This window comes from Zhihengliuella sp. (genome assembly GCF_031178195.1).
Lineage (GTDB): Bacteria > Actinomycetota > Actinomycetes > Actinomycetales > Micrococcaceae > Zhihengliuella.
In genome coordinates this window covers 448,329-463,362 of sequence record NZ_JAPSJL010000001.1, presented here as the reverse complement: position 1 = coordinate 463,362, position 15,034 = coordinate 448,329, and the positions used below count along the sequence as shown (strand labels likewise).

The window sequence follows — 15,034 nt, the reverse complement described above, 5'->3', positions numbered from 1 at the left end:
GGGGTCGTTCGAATACGTCACTGCCGACCAGACTTCCCGGCTCACCGCGCCCCAGTCTAGGGGACCGGGGTCACGGCGGCTGAAATATGCTGGGGCGGTGACTCACACGGAGGACCCGGCGGACGGGGCGGAACAGACGGCGGACGGACCGGCGGAGCGCCCCGATCCGACGGGCGCTGCGGGGGAGACGACGGCGGGGCCGGAGATCGGCGTCGGACCCTGGGAGGGGCCGTGGCCCGAAGGCGGGCACTGGGACCCCGAGCTGCTGCGCGGGGGCGACCGGCGCAACGTCCTGGATCACTACCGGTACTGGCGCCACGAGGCGATCGTCGCCGACCTGGACACCAAGCGGCACGACTTCCACGTCGCCATCGAGAACTGGCAGCACGACTTCAACATCGGCACCGTGGTCCGCACCGCGAATGCGTTCCTGGCGAAGGAGGTCCACATCGTCGGGCGGAGGCGCTGGAACCGGCGCGGGGCCATGGTGACCGACCGGTACCAGCACATCCGCCACCATGCCACGGTGGAGGAGTTCGCCGCCTGGGCCGAGGGCGAGGGCCTCGCCGTGCTCGGCGTCGACCTCTTCCCGGACTCCCAGCAGCTGGAGACCTACGAGCTCCCGCGCTACTGCGTGCTCGTCCTGGGGCAGGAGGGCCCCGGCCTGAGCCCGGAGATGCGGGCCGCGGCCGAGGCGACGCTGTCGATCGAGCAGTTCGGCTCCACGCGCTCCATCAACGCCGGCTCGGCGGCGGCGATCGCCATGCACGCCTGGATCCGGCGGCACGTCTTCGGGCAGCGGCCCTAGAACTTGGTGATCCGGTCGTGGAGCTCGTGGGCCTCGCGGACCCGGGCCCGGATCTCGTCGATGTCCTTGACGCGGTCGCGGTACTTCTTCTCCATCCCGTGGATCTGCTGCTCCTCCTCCAGCAGCTCGCGGAAGACGCGCTCGCGCTCGAACTCGTCGGAGGTGTAGTCCGGGTTGAGGTAGTTCTGCGCGTGGCGCCGGGCGTTGGAGACCGCGGTGTTGGCCTTGCCGGCCTTGGAGAACAGGGACATGAGCACCGTCAGCACCAGCACCCCGATGATGACGCCGAGGGAGAGCTCCGTGGAGACCTCCACGACGGGGACGGACTGGCCCTCGTTGATGAACGGCACGTTGTTCTCATGCAGCGCGTGCAGGATCAGCTTCACGCCGATGAAGCCGAGGATCGCGGCCAACCCGTAGGAGAGGTAGATGAGGCGATCCAGCAGCCCGTCCAGCAGGAAGTAGAGCTGGCGCAGCCCGAGCAGCGAGAAGGCCGTGGCCGTGAAGACGATGTAGACGTTCTGCGTCAGGCCGTAGATGGCCGGGATCGAGTCCAGCGCGAAGAGGATGTCGGTCCCGCCGATGGCCACCATGACCAGCAGCATCGGCGTGAGCACGCGCTGGCCGTTCTGCACCGTGAAGAGGCGGTCGCCGTCGTACTTGTCCGTGGTGGGCAGGAAGCGCCTGGCGAGGCGGATGATGACGTTGTCCGCGTCATCCGAGTGGTCGTCCTTCTTCAGCATGTTGCCCGCGGTGAGCAGCAAGATCAGGCCGAAGAGGTAGAACATCCACGCGAAGCTGTTGATCAGCTGGGCACCCAGGAAGATGAAGCCGGTGCGGGCGATCAGCGCGAACACGATGCCGAACAGCAGCACCTTCTGCTGGTCCTCCCGCGGGACGCGGAAGCTGGAGATGATGACCAGGAAGACGAAGAGGTTGTCCACGGAGAGGGCCTTCTCCGTGATGTAGCCGGCGAAGTACTCGCCGCCGGCCTGGTGCCCGCCGAAGAGCCAGAGACCCAGGCCGAAGACCACCGCGATGCCCACGTACAGCGCCGACCAGACCGACGCCTCCTTGAGGGTGGGCGTGTGGGCCTTGCGGACGTGGAAGAAGAAGTCGTAGGCGACGAGCAGGACGATGAAGACGATGGTGGCGGCCCAGAGCCAGCCGGGAACGGTCATCAGGAGCCCTTTCACTGGGGACGCGGCGTCGGGTGCGGCGGTGCGGTGAAGCGTGCGGTGATGCGTCCGGTGCGGACCCGGTAAGAATACGACGACGGCCGTCAAACGGACGGTAACGGAGGCCACTGCTGGCCTAGGATGGTCCAGACAGTGTTGTCCAGACCATATATCTCGCACAACGTCAGGAGACGGAATGCCGATCGCTACCCCGGACAAGTACAACGCCATGATCGACGCGGCCAAGACAGGCGGATACGCCTTCCCCGCCGTGAACGTCACGAGCTCGCAGACCCTCAACGCCGCGATCCGCGGCTTCGCCGAGGCGGAGTCGGACGGCATCATCCAGGTCTCCACCGGCGGCGCCGCCTACTGGTCCGGGGCCTCCGTCAAGAACATGGTGACGGGCTCGCTCGGCTTCGCCGCATTCGCCCGCGAGGTCGCGAAGTCCTACGGCGTGAACATCGCGCTGCACACGGACCACTGCCCCAAGGACAAGCTGGACGACTTCGTCCTGCCGCTGCTCGAGGCCTCCGAGGCCGAGGTCAAGGCCGGCCGCGACCCGATCTTCAACTCCCACATGTGGGACGGCTCCGCCGAGACGCTGGAGGAGAACCTCCGCATCGCCGCCGAGCTGCTGCCCCGCTCCGCGGCGGCGAAGCAGATCCTCGAGGTCGAGATCGGCACGGTCGGCGGCGAGGAGGACGGCGTCGAGAACGAGATCAACGAGAAGCTCTACACCACCGTCGAGGACGCGCTGGCGACGATCGACGCGCTCGGCGCCGGCGAGAACGGCCGCTACATCACCGCGCTGACCTTCGGCAACGTGCACGGCGTCTACAAGCCGGGCGGTGTGAAGCTGCGCCCGGAGATCCTGAAGCAGATCCAGGCCGAGGTCGGCGCCAAGCTCGGCCGGGACAACCCGTTCGACCTCGTCTTCCACGGCGGCTCGGGCTCCTCGGAGCAGGAGATCGCCGACGCCGTCTCCTACGGCGTCATCAAGATGAACATCGACACGGACACCCAGTACGCGTTCACGCGCCCGGTGGCCGGTCACATGTTCGCCAACTACGACGGCGTCCTGAAGGTCGACGGCGAGGTCGGCAACAAGAAGACCTACGACCCCCGCGTCTGGGGCGCCAAGGCCGAGGAGTCGATGGCCGCCCGCGTCGTCGAAGCCGCCCGCCAGCTCGGCTCGGCCGGGAAGTCGATCAAGTAGCCGCATGAGCGAGATCGGCAAGAACCTGCTCGGCATCCCCGAGACGCTGCTGCCCGAGGAGTCCGACGTCGAGTCCCCGCTCGCCGCCGGCGAGCCGGCCGCGCAGGTCGCGGCGAGCCATCCGACGTCGTCCCTGGCGTGGGCCGTCCTCGCGGACGAGGCGTACGGCGCCGGCCGGCACGTCGAGTCGTACGCGTACGCCCGGGTGGGCTACCACCGCGGACTGGACGCGCTGCGGAAGTCGGGATGGCGCGGCCAGGGCCCGGTGCCCTGGACCCATGCGCCGAACCGGGGCTTCCTCCGCGCGCTCTACGCGCTCGGCCGGGCGGCCGAGTCGATCGGGGAGACGGACGAGGTGGAGCGGATTAACCGCTTCCTCGACGACTCCGACCCGGCCGCCCGAGCGGCCATCGAGGGATAGCGCTCGAACCTTCGCGCCCTGCCGGCGAAGCGCATCCTCCCCCTTCCGCGACCAGCGCGGAAGGGGGAGGATGTCTTTCATGCAGGCCATCACCGCGCTCGAGGACGAGGCACTCATCCACCTCCCGCAGTGGCGGGTCTGGGATCTGCTGACCGACTGGACGTCGGCACCCCTGTGGATGCCCGGCGTCGACTCGATGCTCGCCGTCGGCCCGGCGGTGCCCGGGCAGGTGCTGCGCTACGTGTCCGCGGAGCATGAACGGGAGCTGACCGTGGCGACGGTCGAGCGGGGCAGCGCGCTGACGCTGGCCACCGGCTCCGACGGCGCGGACGTGCGCGTCGAGTACGGCTACCTGCTGGTCGCCGAGGCGGACCGGACCCGGCTGCGCCTGCGGGTCGGCATCCGTCTGAACGACGCCGTCACGGACGGTGCCGACGAGCTGCGGGCGGCCCTGGCCGAGGCCGAGTCCGGCCAGCTCGAGGCGTTCCGCGCCTACGCCGAGAAGGCCCCGTAGCCGGACCTCCAGCGGACCGGCCCTCTCCGCGTGGGGACTTCTCCCCATCGCGCGGCGTACCCCGATGCGTAATACTCGATTCAGAATTGGTCGGTCGTGCAGGAGGAGTGAGCGGTGGCGCTGGAGGGGTACACGCTGAGATCCGGCTACCTCGGTGTCCTGAATACGCTGGGCGAGAACCTCGGGGAGGTCGAGACCTCCAAGACCGAGCTCAAGACTTCGGTCGAAGACGCCAAGACAGCGGTCAAGAGTTCGAAGATCTCCGAGGCTCTCACCAGCCTCCACGACGAGGTCGTCGGGGCCAACAGCGAAGCGGCCTGGCAGCGCGGGACGAACGCACGGGACGGCGCGGCACAGATCCGCCGCGCCATCATCCAATCGGACCAGCAGATGGCCGATGACGCGTACAGCACGATCCAGAAGACCCCCGATTTCCACGAGCGGTAGCGACGACCATGGCCTATGAAGTTGATACCAGCTGCTACGAGAGCTGGGCCGACCCCGAGACGATCCGGACGGCTGCCAGCGACCTGAGCAAGAAGGCCGGAAACGTCGAGGCGGACGTCGACGCCTGCAGCACCACCTGGGGATCGCTGCAGTCCTTCATCGAGATCGACGACTATTCGTCGTCCACTCAGTTCAAGGAATCATTCGTCGAGATCAAACGCCATGGGGGATTCGTCGCCGACGGAGGCGAGAAGGCGGAGACGGCGCTGAAGACCTTCGCTGACGCCATCGACGCGGAACTGGGGATCGTGGAGAACATCCTGGGGCAGATCGCCTACTTCCGCGGCGAGGTCGCGAACCTCGACGAGACGGACGCGACGGCCGTGGCGGAGGCTGAAGGAACCCAGCGTTGGCTGCAGGGACTCGTGGACGGCACTCAGACCAACTACGAGAACGCCGAGAAGGCGTGCGCCAACACGCTCAACGGCATCTACGACAAGGTTCTCGATCAGGGCGGGGCCATCGCCGGCCCCTGGGGCACGGCCGCTCTGACGGTCGCGGGGAACTCCACGGCGTTCGTCCGGATCGACCCGAGCCGAAAGGTGCCGGTCTACGGCTACAGGACGCCGGCCTACGATCCACGCGACTACTACACGACTAAGAAGATCGTGAGCGCCAACGGTCAGGTCAAGTACGCCGCCTACATGAAACCGGGGGTGACACTGCCGGCGCCCGAGCGCTACGTGGTGCGGCACCAGAATCCATGGAGCATCGTCGACCCGGTCGAGGCCCAGAGGCAGAACCTGAAGATGCCGACGGCGATGCGCGCCGGTGGCTGGATCGTCAATGTGGCCGGCGGGGTCATCACGATCAACAGCGAGTACGAGGAGCGCTACAACGAGCTTCTGCGCACGCGTCCCGACCTGTCCGAGGACGAGCTCGAGAACGAGGCGGGACAGGCGGGCCTGGTGCGTGGAGGCACCAAGGTCGCCGTCATCGCCGGCGCCGGCATGATGGGAATGGCCATCGGCACGGCCATTCCCATTCCGGGCGTCGGCACTCTGGCCGGAGGCGTGATCGGACTGGCGGTCGGAGGTGTGCTGGCTTACGGCGCCGAAGCGCTCGGACTGGCCGATGCCGCCGCTGATGTCGTGGAGAACGTGTACGAGACGATCACGCCGGAACCGGTCAAGGAGGTCGTCGGCGAAGTCGGGGAAGTTGTCTCCGATGTCGGAGGAGCGATCTCCGATGGCTGGAATTCGTTGTGGGACTAAGGTGAACGTCATGTCGACACAGCAGACCCAGGACTGCACCTGGCACGAGGTGGGGCCCGCACGGCTTCCCGTCCCCGATGCTTGGGAGTCGGCGCGGACGGGTCTCGGCGCTGTCTTCGTCCACCCCGAGGACGCGGGCACTTTCCGGCCGAGCCTCGTGCTGAAGGTCCTCCCGCGGTCGGAGGGAACGAGCATGGCGTGGCTCTCCACGGTGGCGTTGGCGGCGGACCGCGAGCTGCTCCATGAGCCGCGCTTCATCTCTGACGATGTCTGGGAGACCGCGACCGGTCTGGGCAGAATGCACCTGGTCCTCTACCGCAGCGATCTGGAGCAGATCGCCTCCCAGCGCTGGCTCGTCCCCGCTGGAGCCAGCACCGTGGAGGCCACGGCCACGTATGCGGTCTCCGATTCCGATCGCATGGAGCCGCTCATGCGATCGATGGTGTCCGAGATGCAGGTCGACGAACATCAGCCCTCCGCCGGGACGGTCGCCGAACTCCCTGGCAGAGAGCCAAAGGTGGACGATGACGCGATGGAGGCGTGGGGGCAGCCGCTCGAACGCCTGCGCAAGCTCCAGTGGGCCAACAGGTGGCCTTTTCAGGGGCCGGTACTGCCGAGGGCGAGCTTTGACTTCCTGGCCACCACCGCCACCCGTGAGGGCCCTCTGGGGCGATTGGAGGCTGGCGCGTTCGGTCGAGAGGTCGAGCAGCTCGCCGGCCTCGGCCTCATGGACGGCCGGGCACGGTGGACCCCGCTGGGCCATCGGGTGGCCGACGGCTTCAGGAACCGGAGGTTCTATGCCCAGACGACGTTGCGTTTCGGTGAGCGGCTTAGCCAGTTCGACCTTTTCGCCGGCCAGAACATGGCGACGGCGCTGACCGGTCCGTCGTACCACGACCTCCTCGAAGGTGCGGTGCCCGACCCCGAGACCAGACCGCATGAGCTCATGGGTCTCTCCACGTGCATCGGGGCAGTCGCTCAGTGGGTCGGGCTTGCGCCGGCCTGGACGCTGGGCGCGCCAGTCGTCGTGGATGCGGAGCCCCTCTACGGCACGCTTCGTTCCGGGGGCCCGACCGGAACCGATGGCATGCCGTGCCCCCGCGGATTCGAACGCTTCTGGGGACGGCCGTGGGTCGAGTGGACCGTCGGTATCCCCGAGCTCGAGCGCGGCCTCCGATTCATCAACGCGGGAGAAGCAGGCCACTTCGCCATCGAGGACATCGACGACTACTCCCGCGTCCGGCTCGCACCGGCTCCATCGTTCAGCGTTTGGCAGGAGCTTCGTCGGCTCTTCGAAGCGGCGGTTGATCGTCTCCCAGCCGAGGAGGGAGCACCATCGTAGTCTTCGGTGCAGTGATGCTGGTCCTGGGCGCGGCGTTCGCCGGCCTCGGCTACCTGAACTACCGCGGCGTCTGGCGTCCCTGGAACCTCGTCTTCCCCTACTTCGGTTCGGGGATGCTGTTCGTGGGTGCCGCGGTGCTCCTGTGGGGGTGCGTCTCCCTCGTCACCGGGGCCGTCAGTCACGAGGGTCGCGATTCGATGGCACCGGCACTGCAGTGGGCCCTCAGCGGCCTGGGGTTCGTGGCTCTCCTCCTCTTCGCGGCGGGAGTCTGGTTCGGCTACGGCCATCTGCCGCGAGCGCTGAGGCCGGGCTGGGTCCGTGAGGGTGAGGGCATCGCGGACGTGACCACCGCTGACGGGACGTCGGCACCACTTCCGGAGTGGTCGGCCGCATGCGCAGGAACGGCTCTCGCCGACAGTCGGGGCCCCCTCCTCGGGCCGGCCGCCGTCGACTGGTTGTATCGGAACTGGATGGGGCACGGCTGGAAGCGCTTCGCACAGTCCGTCGAGTCGGAGGCCCTCCGGGACCTGGGGATGCTCGACGGAGACGGTCGGGCGGTGCCCGAGGTCCACGGCGCGGCGATGCCACTGCGCCGTGCGGCAGCGAACCTGTACGTCGCCGTCTCCCGCCCGATCGCCGGCGGCCCCGCCGACGAGTACCGCGACTTCATCCTGCGCGCTGACGAGATCAACGGCGTCGTCCTCTGGCAGGAGGACTGGTGGCCGGGAGATCAACGCGCGCTGACGGACGAGCGTTCCGTCCAGCAGCGGCTGCGCCTGATGGCCACGCACGGAACCCGCAGGAAGGTGAACACGCCCTACCGGCTGGACTTCATCGATCCGGCATCGGCCGGCCGCTGGGCGGGTGACTTCCTCCGGGACACCGAGGCTCCGGGCGCGGTCTGGCGTGCCTTCGTCGACGGCAAGCTGTGGGGGACGATCGAGCGGCAGCCGGATGGCACCTTCACCGTGGATGGACGCACGATAGAGGTTGCCACGCTGGAGCGGTCGTGGTTGGAGGCTCTGGCACCCGGTGCGGCCCGCCGGTCGAGCTGAGCCGGACGCGGACCCGCGCGCATAGGATGGGGCGGCGGATCTCCCCGATGATCCCCCGCCCCGCCTGTCGAAAGGAATCCCGCCCAGTGGCCAAGCTGTACTTCCGCTACGGAGCCATGAACTCCGGAAAGTCCACGGGCCTGCTGCAGGCGGCCTTCAACTACGAGGAGCGCGGGCAGCGGGTCCTGCTGGCCAAGCCGGCGATCGACACGAAGGGCGACGCCATGATCGTCTCCCGCCTCGGCGTCGCCCGCGAGGTCGACTTCACCATCGCGCCCGACGACGACGCCCGCGCCGTCTTCCGCCGCTACGCCTCCGGTGACGACCCGGACGCACTGCTCGAGCACGTCGACGTCGAACCCGTGGCCTGCCTCCTCATCGACGAGGCGCAGTTCCTCTCCCGCCCCCAGGTGGACGACCTGCTGCGCATCGCCGTGCTCGACGGCGTACCCGTCCTCGCGTACGGCATCCGCACCGACTTCCGCACGGAGGCGTTCCCCGGCGCGGCGCGGCTCATGGAGCTCGCCCACAGTCTGGAGGAGCTGAAGACCATCTGCAGCTGCGGCCGTAAGGCCGTCTTCAACACCCGCCGGATCGGCAGTGGGTACGTGTTCGACGGCGACCAGGTGGCGATCGACGGCGAGGACGTCCAGTACGAGTCCCTGTGCGCCACCTGCTACCTGGAGGCCTCCGGAGGACGTCTCGGCGGATAGCCCCCACGAGTTCGCCCGTACCCATTGACACGGACCCACCGAGATCATCAAACTGGCTGAAGCCACACTAATAGGCGACTGATATTTCAGAGATGGGCGGCTCGAAAAATGGGTAACAAGGCAGTCAGCTACGCAGGCCCCGGCAAGGTCGAGGTCATCGACACTCCGTATCCGGAGTTCGAACTCAAGGACGGACCCGGCGTCAACCCGGCCAACGTGGGTCGGAAGGTGCACCACGGCGTCATCCTCAAGACGATCGCCACCAACATCTGCGGCTCGGACCAGCACATGGTGCGCGGCCGGACCACGGCCCCCGAGGGTCTGGTGCTGGGCCACGAGATCACCGGCGAGGTCGTCGAGGTCGGCCGGGACGTGGAGTTCATCAAGGTCGGCGACGTCGTCTCCGTCCCGTTCAACATCTCCTGCGGACGCTGCCGCAACTGCAAGGAGCGCCAGACCGGCATCTGCCTCAACGTGAACCCGGACCGCCCCGGCTCCGCCTACGGCTACGTGGACATGGGCGGCTGGGTCGGCGGCCAGGCCGAGTACGTGCTGGTGCCCTACGCCGACTGGAACCTGCTGAAGTTCCCGGACCGCGACCAGGCCCTGGAGAAGATCCTGGACCTGACGATGCTCTCCGACATCTTCCCCACCGGCTTCCACGGCGCCGTCGGCGCCGGCGTCACCGTGGGCTCGACCGTCTACGTTGCCGGCGCGGGCCCGGTCGGGATCGCCGCAGCCACGTCCGCCCTGCTGCTGGGCGCGGCCACCGTGATCGTGGGCGATCTCAACGCCGACCGCCTCGCCCAGGCGCGCAGCTTCGGCTGCGAGACCGTGGACGTCTCCCTCGGGGACCCGGGCGAGCAGATCGCGCAGATCCTGGGCACCCCCGAGGTCGACTGCGGCATCGACGCCGTCGGCTTCGAGGCGCGCGGCCACGGGCACGACGCCGGCAAGGAGCAGCCGGCGACCGTCCTGAACTCGCTGATGGAGATCACCCGCGCCGGCGGCAGCCTCGGCATTCCCGGCCTCTACGTCACGGGCGACCCCGGAGCGAGCGACGAGGCGGCCAAGGAGGGCTCCCTCTCGATGCGCTTCGGCCTCGGCTTCGCGAAGTCCCACACCTTCGTCACCGGCCAGTGCCCGGTCATGAAGTACCACCGCGGCCTGATGCAGGCCATCCTCTCGGACAAGGTGAGCATCGCGAAGAACGTCAACGCCACGCCGATCTCCCTCGACGACGCGCCCCAGGGCTACGCCGCGTTCGACGAGGGCGCCGCGCAGAAGTTCGTGCTGGACCCGCACGGCATGATCACGCGCAACTAGCGTCGGTGGGGCAGGCATCGCACGGCGATGCCGCCAGCGGCCGGCCGGGACGACGACGCGTCCCGGCCGGCCGTCGTCGTCAAGGGTGCAGCAGCCCGTCGAGGGCTCGTTCGAGCGCCCACCGGAAGTCGGGTGCGTCGCTGCCGGGCACGTCGAAGTCGGCCCGGTTCTGCGCCTCGGCGACCGACCCGAGCACGTGGTTGACGATCATCGCCTGGGCGCTGACGGCGCCGGCGCGGTCGAGGCCGGCGGTCTCGAGGAGTTCGGTCAGCCGCGTCAGCGGCTCGAGCCGTCCGGGAGCGAGCACTCGCGCGACGTTGACGACCTCGGGGCTGTCCGGCACCGGCAGCAAGGTCGTGTGCAGCGTCGCCGCGAGGTGGAGGATCCTCCCGCGCGCGTCGAGCCGATCGCCCGACCCGTCCGACGGGCTCCCTCCAGCCGACCGCTCCGGTCCGTCCGGCCCGGCCGCGAGGGCGGGGGCGCCGAGAATGGCGGCCGCCACCTCGACGAGCAGCTCCTGCTTGTTCTTGACGTGCCAGTAGAGGGCGCCGACCTGGACCTCCAGCTCGCGGGCGAGCCGACGCATCGACAAGTCCCCCAGTCCGAACCGGCGCAGGAGCCCGACGGCCGTCTCCACCACAGTCTCCTGAGTCAGCGCCATACGCTCAGTCTAGGGATCAATCGTCGTCGTCGCGGATCTGCTCGAAGACCAGCGCCGTCTGCGTGGACGCGAAGACGGGATTGGCGCCCAGGTGGGCGGCCATGAAGTCGCGCAGGGCCTCGACCGTGGGGCACAGGACATGCACGTGCAGGTCCACCGTCCCGCCCAGGACGAAGACGTCGGTGACCTCGGGGCGGCGGCGCAGCTGCCGCGCTGCCGGCAGCATGCGGTCCCGCATCTCGGGCCGGAGGACCACGGAGATGATCGCGCGGACCTGCAGCCCCAGCGCCTGCGGGTCGACGTCGGCGTGGTAGCCGCGGATGACGCCCGCCGCCTGCAGCGCCCGGACCCGGCCGAGGCAGGTCGACGGGGCGACGCCTGCGCGGGAGGCCAGGACGTTGTTGGCCAGGCGGGCGTCGCGGGCCAGTTCGCGGAGGATCGTCAGGTCCGTCTCGTCGAGTCGAACCGGATTCCGCGGGGGATGGTAGTTCTCCACGCTCCGTGAACTCAGCATGGTATTTCCCCCCTTCTCTGCGCAGATCTTCGGATGGACTGGCCGCGACTTGCCATCGATTCTACGCTCGGTGGTGATTACCGAGCCCTTCCAGGCCCCCAGCACGTCCGAGAGGTTCCCATGGTCCCGTCGTCCACCGTCCGCGACCGGCAGCGCTGCCTCGACCGAGACGCCGTCGACCCGCTCGCCGGGTTCCGGTCCCGCTTCGTCCTGCCCGACGGCGTCGTGTACCTGGACGGCAACTCCCTCGGGCCGAGCCCGCGCGGCGCCGCCGCCCGTGCCGCCGAGGTCGTCGAGCTCGAGTGGGCCCAGGGGCTGATCCGCTCGTGGAACACCGCCGGCTGGTTCGATCTGCCGCGCCGGCTCGGCGACAAGCTCGCCCGGATCATCGGCGGTGCCGATGGGGAGTGCGTCGTCACCGACACCACCACCCTGAACCTCTTCAAGGCCCTCGCCTCCGCCGTGCGGATCCAGCAGCAGGACGCGCCCGGCCGCCGCGTGATCGTCACCGAGCGGGACAACTTCCCCACCGACATCTACATCGCCGAGGGGCTGGCCGACCTGCTCAACTCGGTCGAGGGCGGCTACGAGGTCCGGCTCATCGACGACGAGCTGAGCCTGGAGGACGCCCTGGGCGACGACGTCGCCGTCGTCTCCCTCTCCCACGTCAACTACCGCACCGGTGCCATGTGGGACATGGCGTCCGTGACGTCACGGATCCACGACGCCGGGGCGTTGGTGATCTGGGACCTCGCCCATGCGGCGGGCGCGGTCCCCGTGGCGTTGAACGCGGCCGACGCCGACTATGCGGTCGGCTGCACCTACAAGTACCTCAACGGCGGCCCCGGCTCACCCGCCTTCATCTGGGTGAACCGGCGCCACCAGAACCGCTTCTGGCAGCCCCTGTCCGGCTGGTGGTCCCACGCCCGGCCGTTCGCGATGACCGACGGCTACGAGCCCGACGAGGGCGCCGGGCGCTTCCTGTGCGGGACCCAGCCGGTCATCTCGCTGGCGACGCTCGAATGCGGGCTCGACCTCTCGCTCGAGGCGGACCCGGCGGTGCTGCGCACCAAGTCGCTCGCGCTGACGGACCTCTTCATGGAGCTGATCGAGGAGCGCTGCGCGGACCATGGGCTGGAGATCATCACGCCCCGGGCGCATGTCGAGCGCGGCAGCCATGTGAGCGTCGCCCACCCGGAGGCCTACGCCGTGGTCAGTGCGCTGATCGAGCGCGGCGTCATCGGCGACTACCGGGAGCCGGGTGCCATGCGCTTCGGCTTCACCCCGCTCTACACGTCCTACGCCGACGTGTGGGACGCCGTCGAGCATCTGCGCGACATCCTCGACACCCGCGCCTGGGACGCGCCCGAGCACCGGCGGCGCAACGCGGTCACCTGACGCCCAGGGCCGTCCCGGGCGGGCCCACGGACGTCCCCGAGCCGTCACACGACCGGACCGAGGGGGTCGGCGCCTTGCGCCGGCCCCCTCGTGGTGTACCGTGAACCCACGAATTGAACACTGTTCAAGAGAAGGGGCACGGCAATGGAGCTAGTGGTCGAGGCGGCGGAGGCCGCGGGCCTCGTGGACCGCATCGAGGCGGGACACGCGCTGACCGCGGAGGAGGCGCTCGCCGTCCTCGCGACGCCGGACGCGCAGACGCTCGCGCTCGTCGCGGAGGCCGGCCGCCTGCGCCGGAGGCACTTCGGCGACACCGTCAAGGTGAACTACCTCGTGAACCTCAAGTCCGGGCTCTGCCCGGAGGACTGCACCTACTGCTCCCAGCGGCTGGGCTCCGAGGCGCAGATCCTCAAGTACAAGTGGCTCTCCACGGAGGACGCCGCCGCGCAGGCCGGCCTGGGCGTGCGCGGCGGGGCCTCGCGCGTCTGCCTCGTGGCCTCCGGCCGCGGCCCCACCGACCGCGACGTGGTCCGCGTCGCCGACATGATCGGGCGCGTCAAGGAGGAGAACCCCGGCGTGGAGGTCTGCGCCTGCCTGGGGCTGCTCAAGGAGCGGCACGCGAGCAAGCTCGCGGCCGCCGGCGCCGACGCGTACAACCACAACCTCAACACCGCCGAGTCCCAGTACGAGGACATCTGCACCACGCACACCTACGCCGACCGCGTCGCGACCGTCGAGGCGTCCAAGGCCGCCGGCCTGTCCCCGTGCTCGGGTCTGATCGTCGGCCTGGGCGAGAGCGACGAGCAGCTCGTCGAGGCCGCGTTCGCCCTGCGCGCCCTCGACGCGGACTCCGTGCCCGTCAACTTCCTTATGCCCTTCGAGGGCACGCCGCTGGAGGGGACCTGGGAACTGACCCCGCTGAAGTGCCTGCGGATCCTGGCGATGGTGCGCCTGGCCTGCCCGGACCGCGAGGTCCGGATCGCCGGGGGCCGCGAACTGCACCTGCGCTCGCTGCAGTCGGTCGCCCTCGAGGTCGCGAACTCGATCTTCCTCGGCGACTACCTGACCAGCGAGGGGCAGGCCGCCGAGGCGGACCTGGAGATGATCGCCGACGCCGGCTTCCGCGTGCTCGGCCGTGCCGAGCAGCCGGCGGCCCCCGCCGCAGCGGGCGTCGACAGGCCAGCCCTGCGCCGACGCGGCGCCGGGACCGCGGCCGCGCCCAACGCCTGAACCGCCCCGCTACAGCCCGCCGGCGACCTTCAGGATGCTGCCGTTGGCGTAGGCCGCGTCGGCCGAGAGCATCCAGGAGACCGCGCCCGCGATCTCGTCCGGCTCGCCGGCGCGGCCCAGCGGGACCGTCTCGCCCATGCGCGCCGGGCGCCGGGGGTCCGCGTGGAAGTCGGTCCAGACCGTCCCCGGCGAGACCGCGTTGACGCGGATCCCCAGTGGGCCGACCTCCTTGGCGAGGCCCACGGTGAGCGCCTCGACCCCGGCCTTCGCCGCGGCGTAGTGCACGTACGTCCCGGGGCCGCCGAGCTGCGCCGCGGCCGAGGAGAGGTTGACGATGCAGCCGCGCTCTCGAGGGACCGCCCCGGCGGATCCCGTGGCGCCGGGACGAGTCCTCCCGTCCGCGGTGAAGGCCCGCACGGCCTCGCGGGCGCAGAGGACGGCGCCGTAGAGGTTGACCTCGAGATCCCGCCGGATGGCCTCCGGCTCCAGCCCCGCCAGGGGGCCGACGGCGGTCGCGGCCCCGGCGTTGTTGACCAGGCCGGTCAGCGTGCCGGCGGCACCGGCCTCGGCGAAGAGCCGCTCGACCTGGCCGGGATCCGCCACATCGGCCCGCAGTACGACGGCGGTGCGCCCCAGGGCGCGGACGTCGGCGGCCACGCGTTCGGCCGCCTCGCCGTCGTGCACGTAGTCGAGGGCGACGTCGTGCCCGTCGCGGGCGAGCCGGCGGCAGACCGCGGCGCCGATGCCCCGGCCGCCGCCGGTGACGAGCGTGTACGGCACGGTTCCCTCGATTCGATGGGCGAGCGGGCGGTGCCGTGGAACGGCACAATTTCTCGAAGTATACGGACGTACTGGTACCGGAAGCTCGCGGAAACCCCGGCCGACCGGTAAACTCAGGTTGTAAGAGCCCCTGACTCTTACAACTGGCGTGCCC

The 15,034-nt window shown here is 69.6% G+C and carries 16 protein-coding genes; 12 read left to right on the top strand and 4 right to left on the bottom strand.

The genetic code is table 11. The annotated features are described in order from the left end of the window. The first annotated feature begins 205 nt into the window (after positions 1–205). Positions 206–808 carry an RNA methyltransferase gene (locus RIN46_RS02015; RefSeq protein ID WP_309081480.1) on the top strand — a complete coding sequence of 201 codons (603 nt, stop codon included), beginning with the start codon at positions 206–208 and terminating at the stop codon, positions 806–808. Here RIN46_RS02015 and RIN46_RS02010 read toward each other — a convergent pair. Next, entirely contained in the window at positions 805–1,989 is a 1,185-nt protein-coding gene (locus RIN46_RS02010; protein ID WP_309081393.1) for a TerC family protein, read from the bottom strand. The genes RIN46_RS02015 and RIN46_RS02010 overlap by 4 nt on opposite strands. A gap of 193 nt (positions 1,990–2,182) precedes the next feature. Between RIN46_RS02010 and fbaA the strand changes: the two genes are divergently transcribed. From fbaA to fdhA, 9 genes are all read left to right on the top strand, one after another. Beyond that, positions 2,183–3,205, top strand: coding sequence for a class II fructose-bisphosphate aldolase (gene fbaA, locus RIN46_RS02005; RefSeq protein ID WP_309081394.1), 1,023 nt, complete (start codon positions 2,183–2,185; stop codon positions 3,203–3,205). A gap of 4 nt (positions 3,206–3,209) precedes the next feature. Next, the gene (locus tag RIN46_RS02000) at positions 3,210–3,626 is read left to right on the top strand and encodes a DUF3151 domain-containing protein (protein WP_309081395.1); all 417 of its coding nucleotides are present in this window, start codon (positions 3,210–3,212) and stop codon (positions 3,624–3,626) included. 79 nt (positions 3,627–3,705) lie between these two features. After that, positions 3,706–4,140 carry an SRPBCC family protein gene (locus RIN46_RS01995; protein WP_309081396.1) on the top strand — a complete coding sequence of 145 codons (435 nt, stop codon included), beginning with the start codon at positions 3,706–3,708 and terminating at the stop codon, positions 4,138–4,140. 114 nt (positions 4,141–4,254) lie between these two features. Beyond that, positions 4,255–4,587, top strand: a complete 333-nt coding sequence (locus tag RIN46_RS01990) for a DUF6507 family protein (RefSeq protein WP_309081397.1) — start codon at positions 4,255–4,257, stop codon at positions 4,585–4,587. 8 nt (positions 4,588–4,595) lie between these two features. Continuing rightward, entirely contained in the window at positions 4,596–5,861 is a 1,266-nt protein-coding gene (locus tag RIN46_RS01985; RefSeq protein WP_309081398.1) for a hypothetical protein, read from the top strand. Further along, complete coding sequence (locus RIN46_RS01980) at positions 5,815–7,203, top strand: hypothetical protein (RefSeq protein ID WP_309081399.1); 1,389 nt, start codon at positions 5,815–5,817, stop codon at positions 7,201–7,203. Before RIN46_RS01985 ends, RIN46_RS01980 begins: the two co-directional genes overlap by 47 nt. Positions 7,204–7,214: 11 nt before the next feature. Then, positions 7,215–8,258, top strand: a complete 1,044-nt coding sequence (locus RIN46_RS01975; protein WP_309081400.1) for a hypothetical protein — start codon at positions 7,215–7,217, stop codon at positions 8,256–8,258. Positions 8,259–8,344: 86 nt separating this feature from the next. Further along, positions 8,345–8,971, top strand: coding sequence for a thymidine kinase (locus RIN46_RS01970; RefSeq protein ID WP_309081401.1), 627 nt, complete (start codon positions 8,345–8,347; stop codon positions 8,969–8,971). Positions 8,972–9,079: 108 nt separating this feature from the next. Continuing rightward, positions 9,080–10,297 carry a formaldehyde dehydrogenase, glutathione-independent gene (gene fdhA / locus RIN46_RS01965; RefSeq protein ID WP_309081402.1) on the top strand — a complete coding sequence of 406 codons (1,218 nt, stop codon included), beginning with the start codon at positions 9,080–9,082 and terminating at the stop codon, positions 10,295–10,297. Between the two features lie 79 nt (positions 10,298–10,376). Here the strand turns inward: fdhA and RIN46_RS01960 are convergent, their stop codons facing one another. Both RIN46_RS01960 and RIN46_RS01955 read right to left on the bottom strand, forming a co-directional pair. Next, positions 10,377–10,958: a TetR family transcriptional regulator gene (locus tag RIN46_RS01960; RefSeq protein WP_309081403.1), complete on the bottom strand. Its 582-nt coding sequence runs from the start codon at positions 10,956–10,958 to the stop codon at positions 10,377–10,379. Positions 10,959–10,974: 16 nt separating this feature from the next. Further along, on the bottom strand, positions 10,975–11,472 hold the full coding sequence (locus tag RIN46_RS01955; RefSeq protein ID WP_309081404.1) for an Lrp/AsnC family transcriptional regulator: 498 nt from the start codon (positions 11,470–11,472) through the stop codon (positions 10,975–10,977). 120 nt (positions 11,473–11,592) lie between these two features. On the opposite strand from RIN46_RS01955, the gene kynU reads away from it, so the two are divergent. Together kynU and bioB are read left to right on the top strand one after the other, a co-directional pair. Further along, positions 11,593–12,870 carry a kynureninase gene (gene kynU, locus RIN46_RS01950; protein ID WP_309081405.1) on the top strand — a complete coding sequence of 426 codons (1,278 nt, stop codon included), beginning with the start codon at positions 11,593–11,595 and terminating at the stop codon, positions 12,868–12,870. 144 nt (positions 12,871–13,014) lie between these two features. Next, a complete protein-coding gene (gene bioB, locus RIN46_RS01945) occupies positions 13,015–14,100 on the top strand; it encodes a biotin synthase BioB (RefSeq protein WP_309081406.1) in 1,086 nt (361 codons plus the stop codon). A gap of 9 nt (positions 14,101–14,109) precedes the next feature. Here the strand turns inward: bioB and RIN46_RS01940 are convergent, their stop codons facing one another. After that, the gene (locus RIN46_RS01940) at positions 14,110–14,880 is read right to left on the bottom strand and encodes an SDR family oxidoreductase (protein ID WP_309081407.1); all 771 of its coding nucleotides are present in this window, start codon (positions 14,878–14,880) and stop codon (positions 14,110–14,112) included. Positions 14,881–15,034 lie beyond the last annotated feature (154 nt).

Bases quoted from the DNA above. Each gene is read 5' to 3' on its own strand.
- RIN46_RS02010 (WP_309081393.1), bottom strand. From the start codon at position 1,989: ATGACCGTTCCCGGCTGGCTCTGGGCCGCCACCATCGTCTTCATCGTC.
- fbaA (WP_309081394.1), top strand. From the start codon at position 2,183: ATGCCGATCGCTACCCCGGACAAGTACAACGCCATGATCGACGCGGCC.
- RIN46_RS02000 (WP_309081395.1), top strand. From the start codon at position 3,210: ATGAGCGAGATCGGCAAGAACCTGCTCGGCATCCCCGAGACGCTGCTG.
- RIN46_RS01995 (WP_309081396.1), top strand. From the start codon at position 3,706: ATGCAGGCCATCACCGCGCTCGAGGACGAGGCACTCATCCACCTCCCG.
- RIN46_RS01985 (WP_309081398.1), top strand. From the start codon at position 4,596: ATGGCCTATGAAGTTGATACCAGCTGCTACGAGAGCTGGGCCGACCCC.
- RIN46_RS01980 (WP_309081399.1), top strand. From the start codon at position 5,815: ATGTCGGAGGAGCGATCTCCGATGGCTGGAATTCGTTGTGGGACTAAG.
- fdhA (WP_309081402.1), top strand. From the start codon at position 9,080: ATGGGTAACAAGGCAGTCAGCTACGCAGGCCCCGGCAAGGTCGAGGTC.
- RIN46_RS01960 (WP_309081403.1), bottom strand. From the start codon at position 10,958: ATGGCGCTGACTCAGGAGACTGTGGTGGAGACGGCCGTCGGGCTCCTG.
- RIN46_RS01955 (WP_309081404.1), bottom strand. From the start codon at position 11,472: ATGCTGAGTTCACGGAGCGTGGAGAACTACCATCCCCCGCGGAATCCG.
- kynU (WP_309081405.1), top strand. From the start codon at position 11,593: ATGGTCCCGTCGTCCACCGTCCGCGACCGGCAGCGCTGCCTCGACCGA.
- bioB (WP_309081406.1), top strand. From the start codon at position 13,015: ATGGAGCTAGTGGTCGAGGCGGCGGAGGCCGCGGGCCTCGTGGACCGC.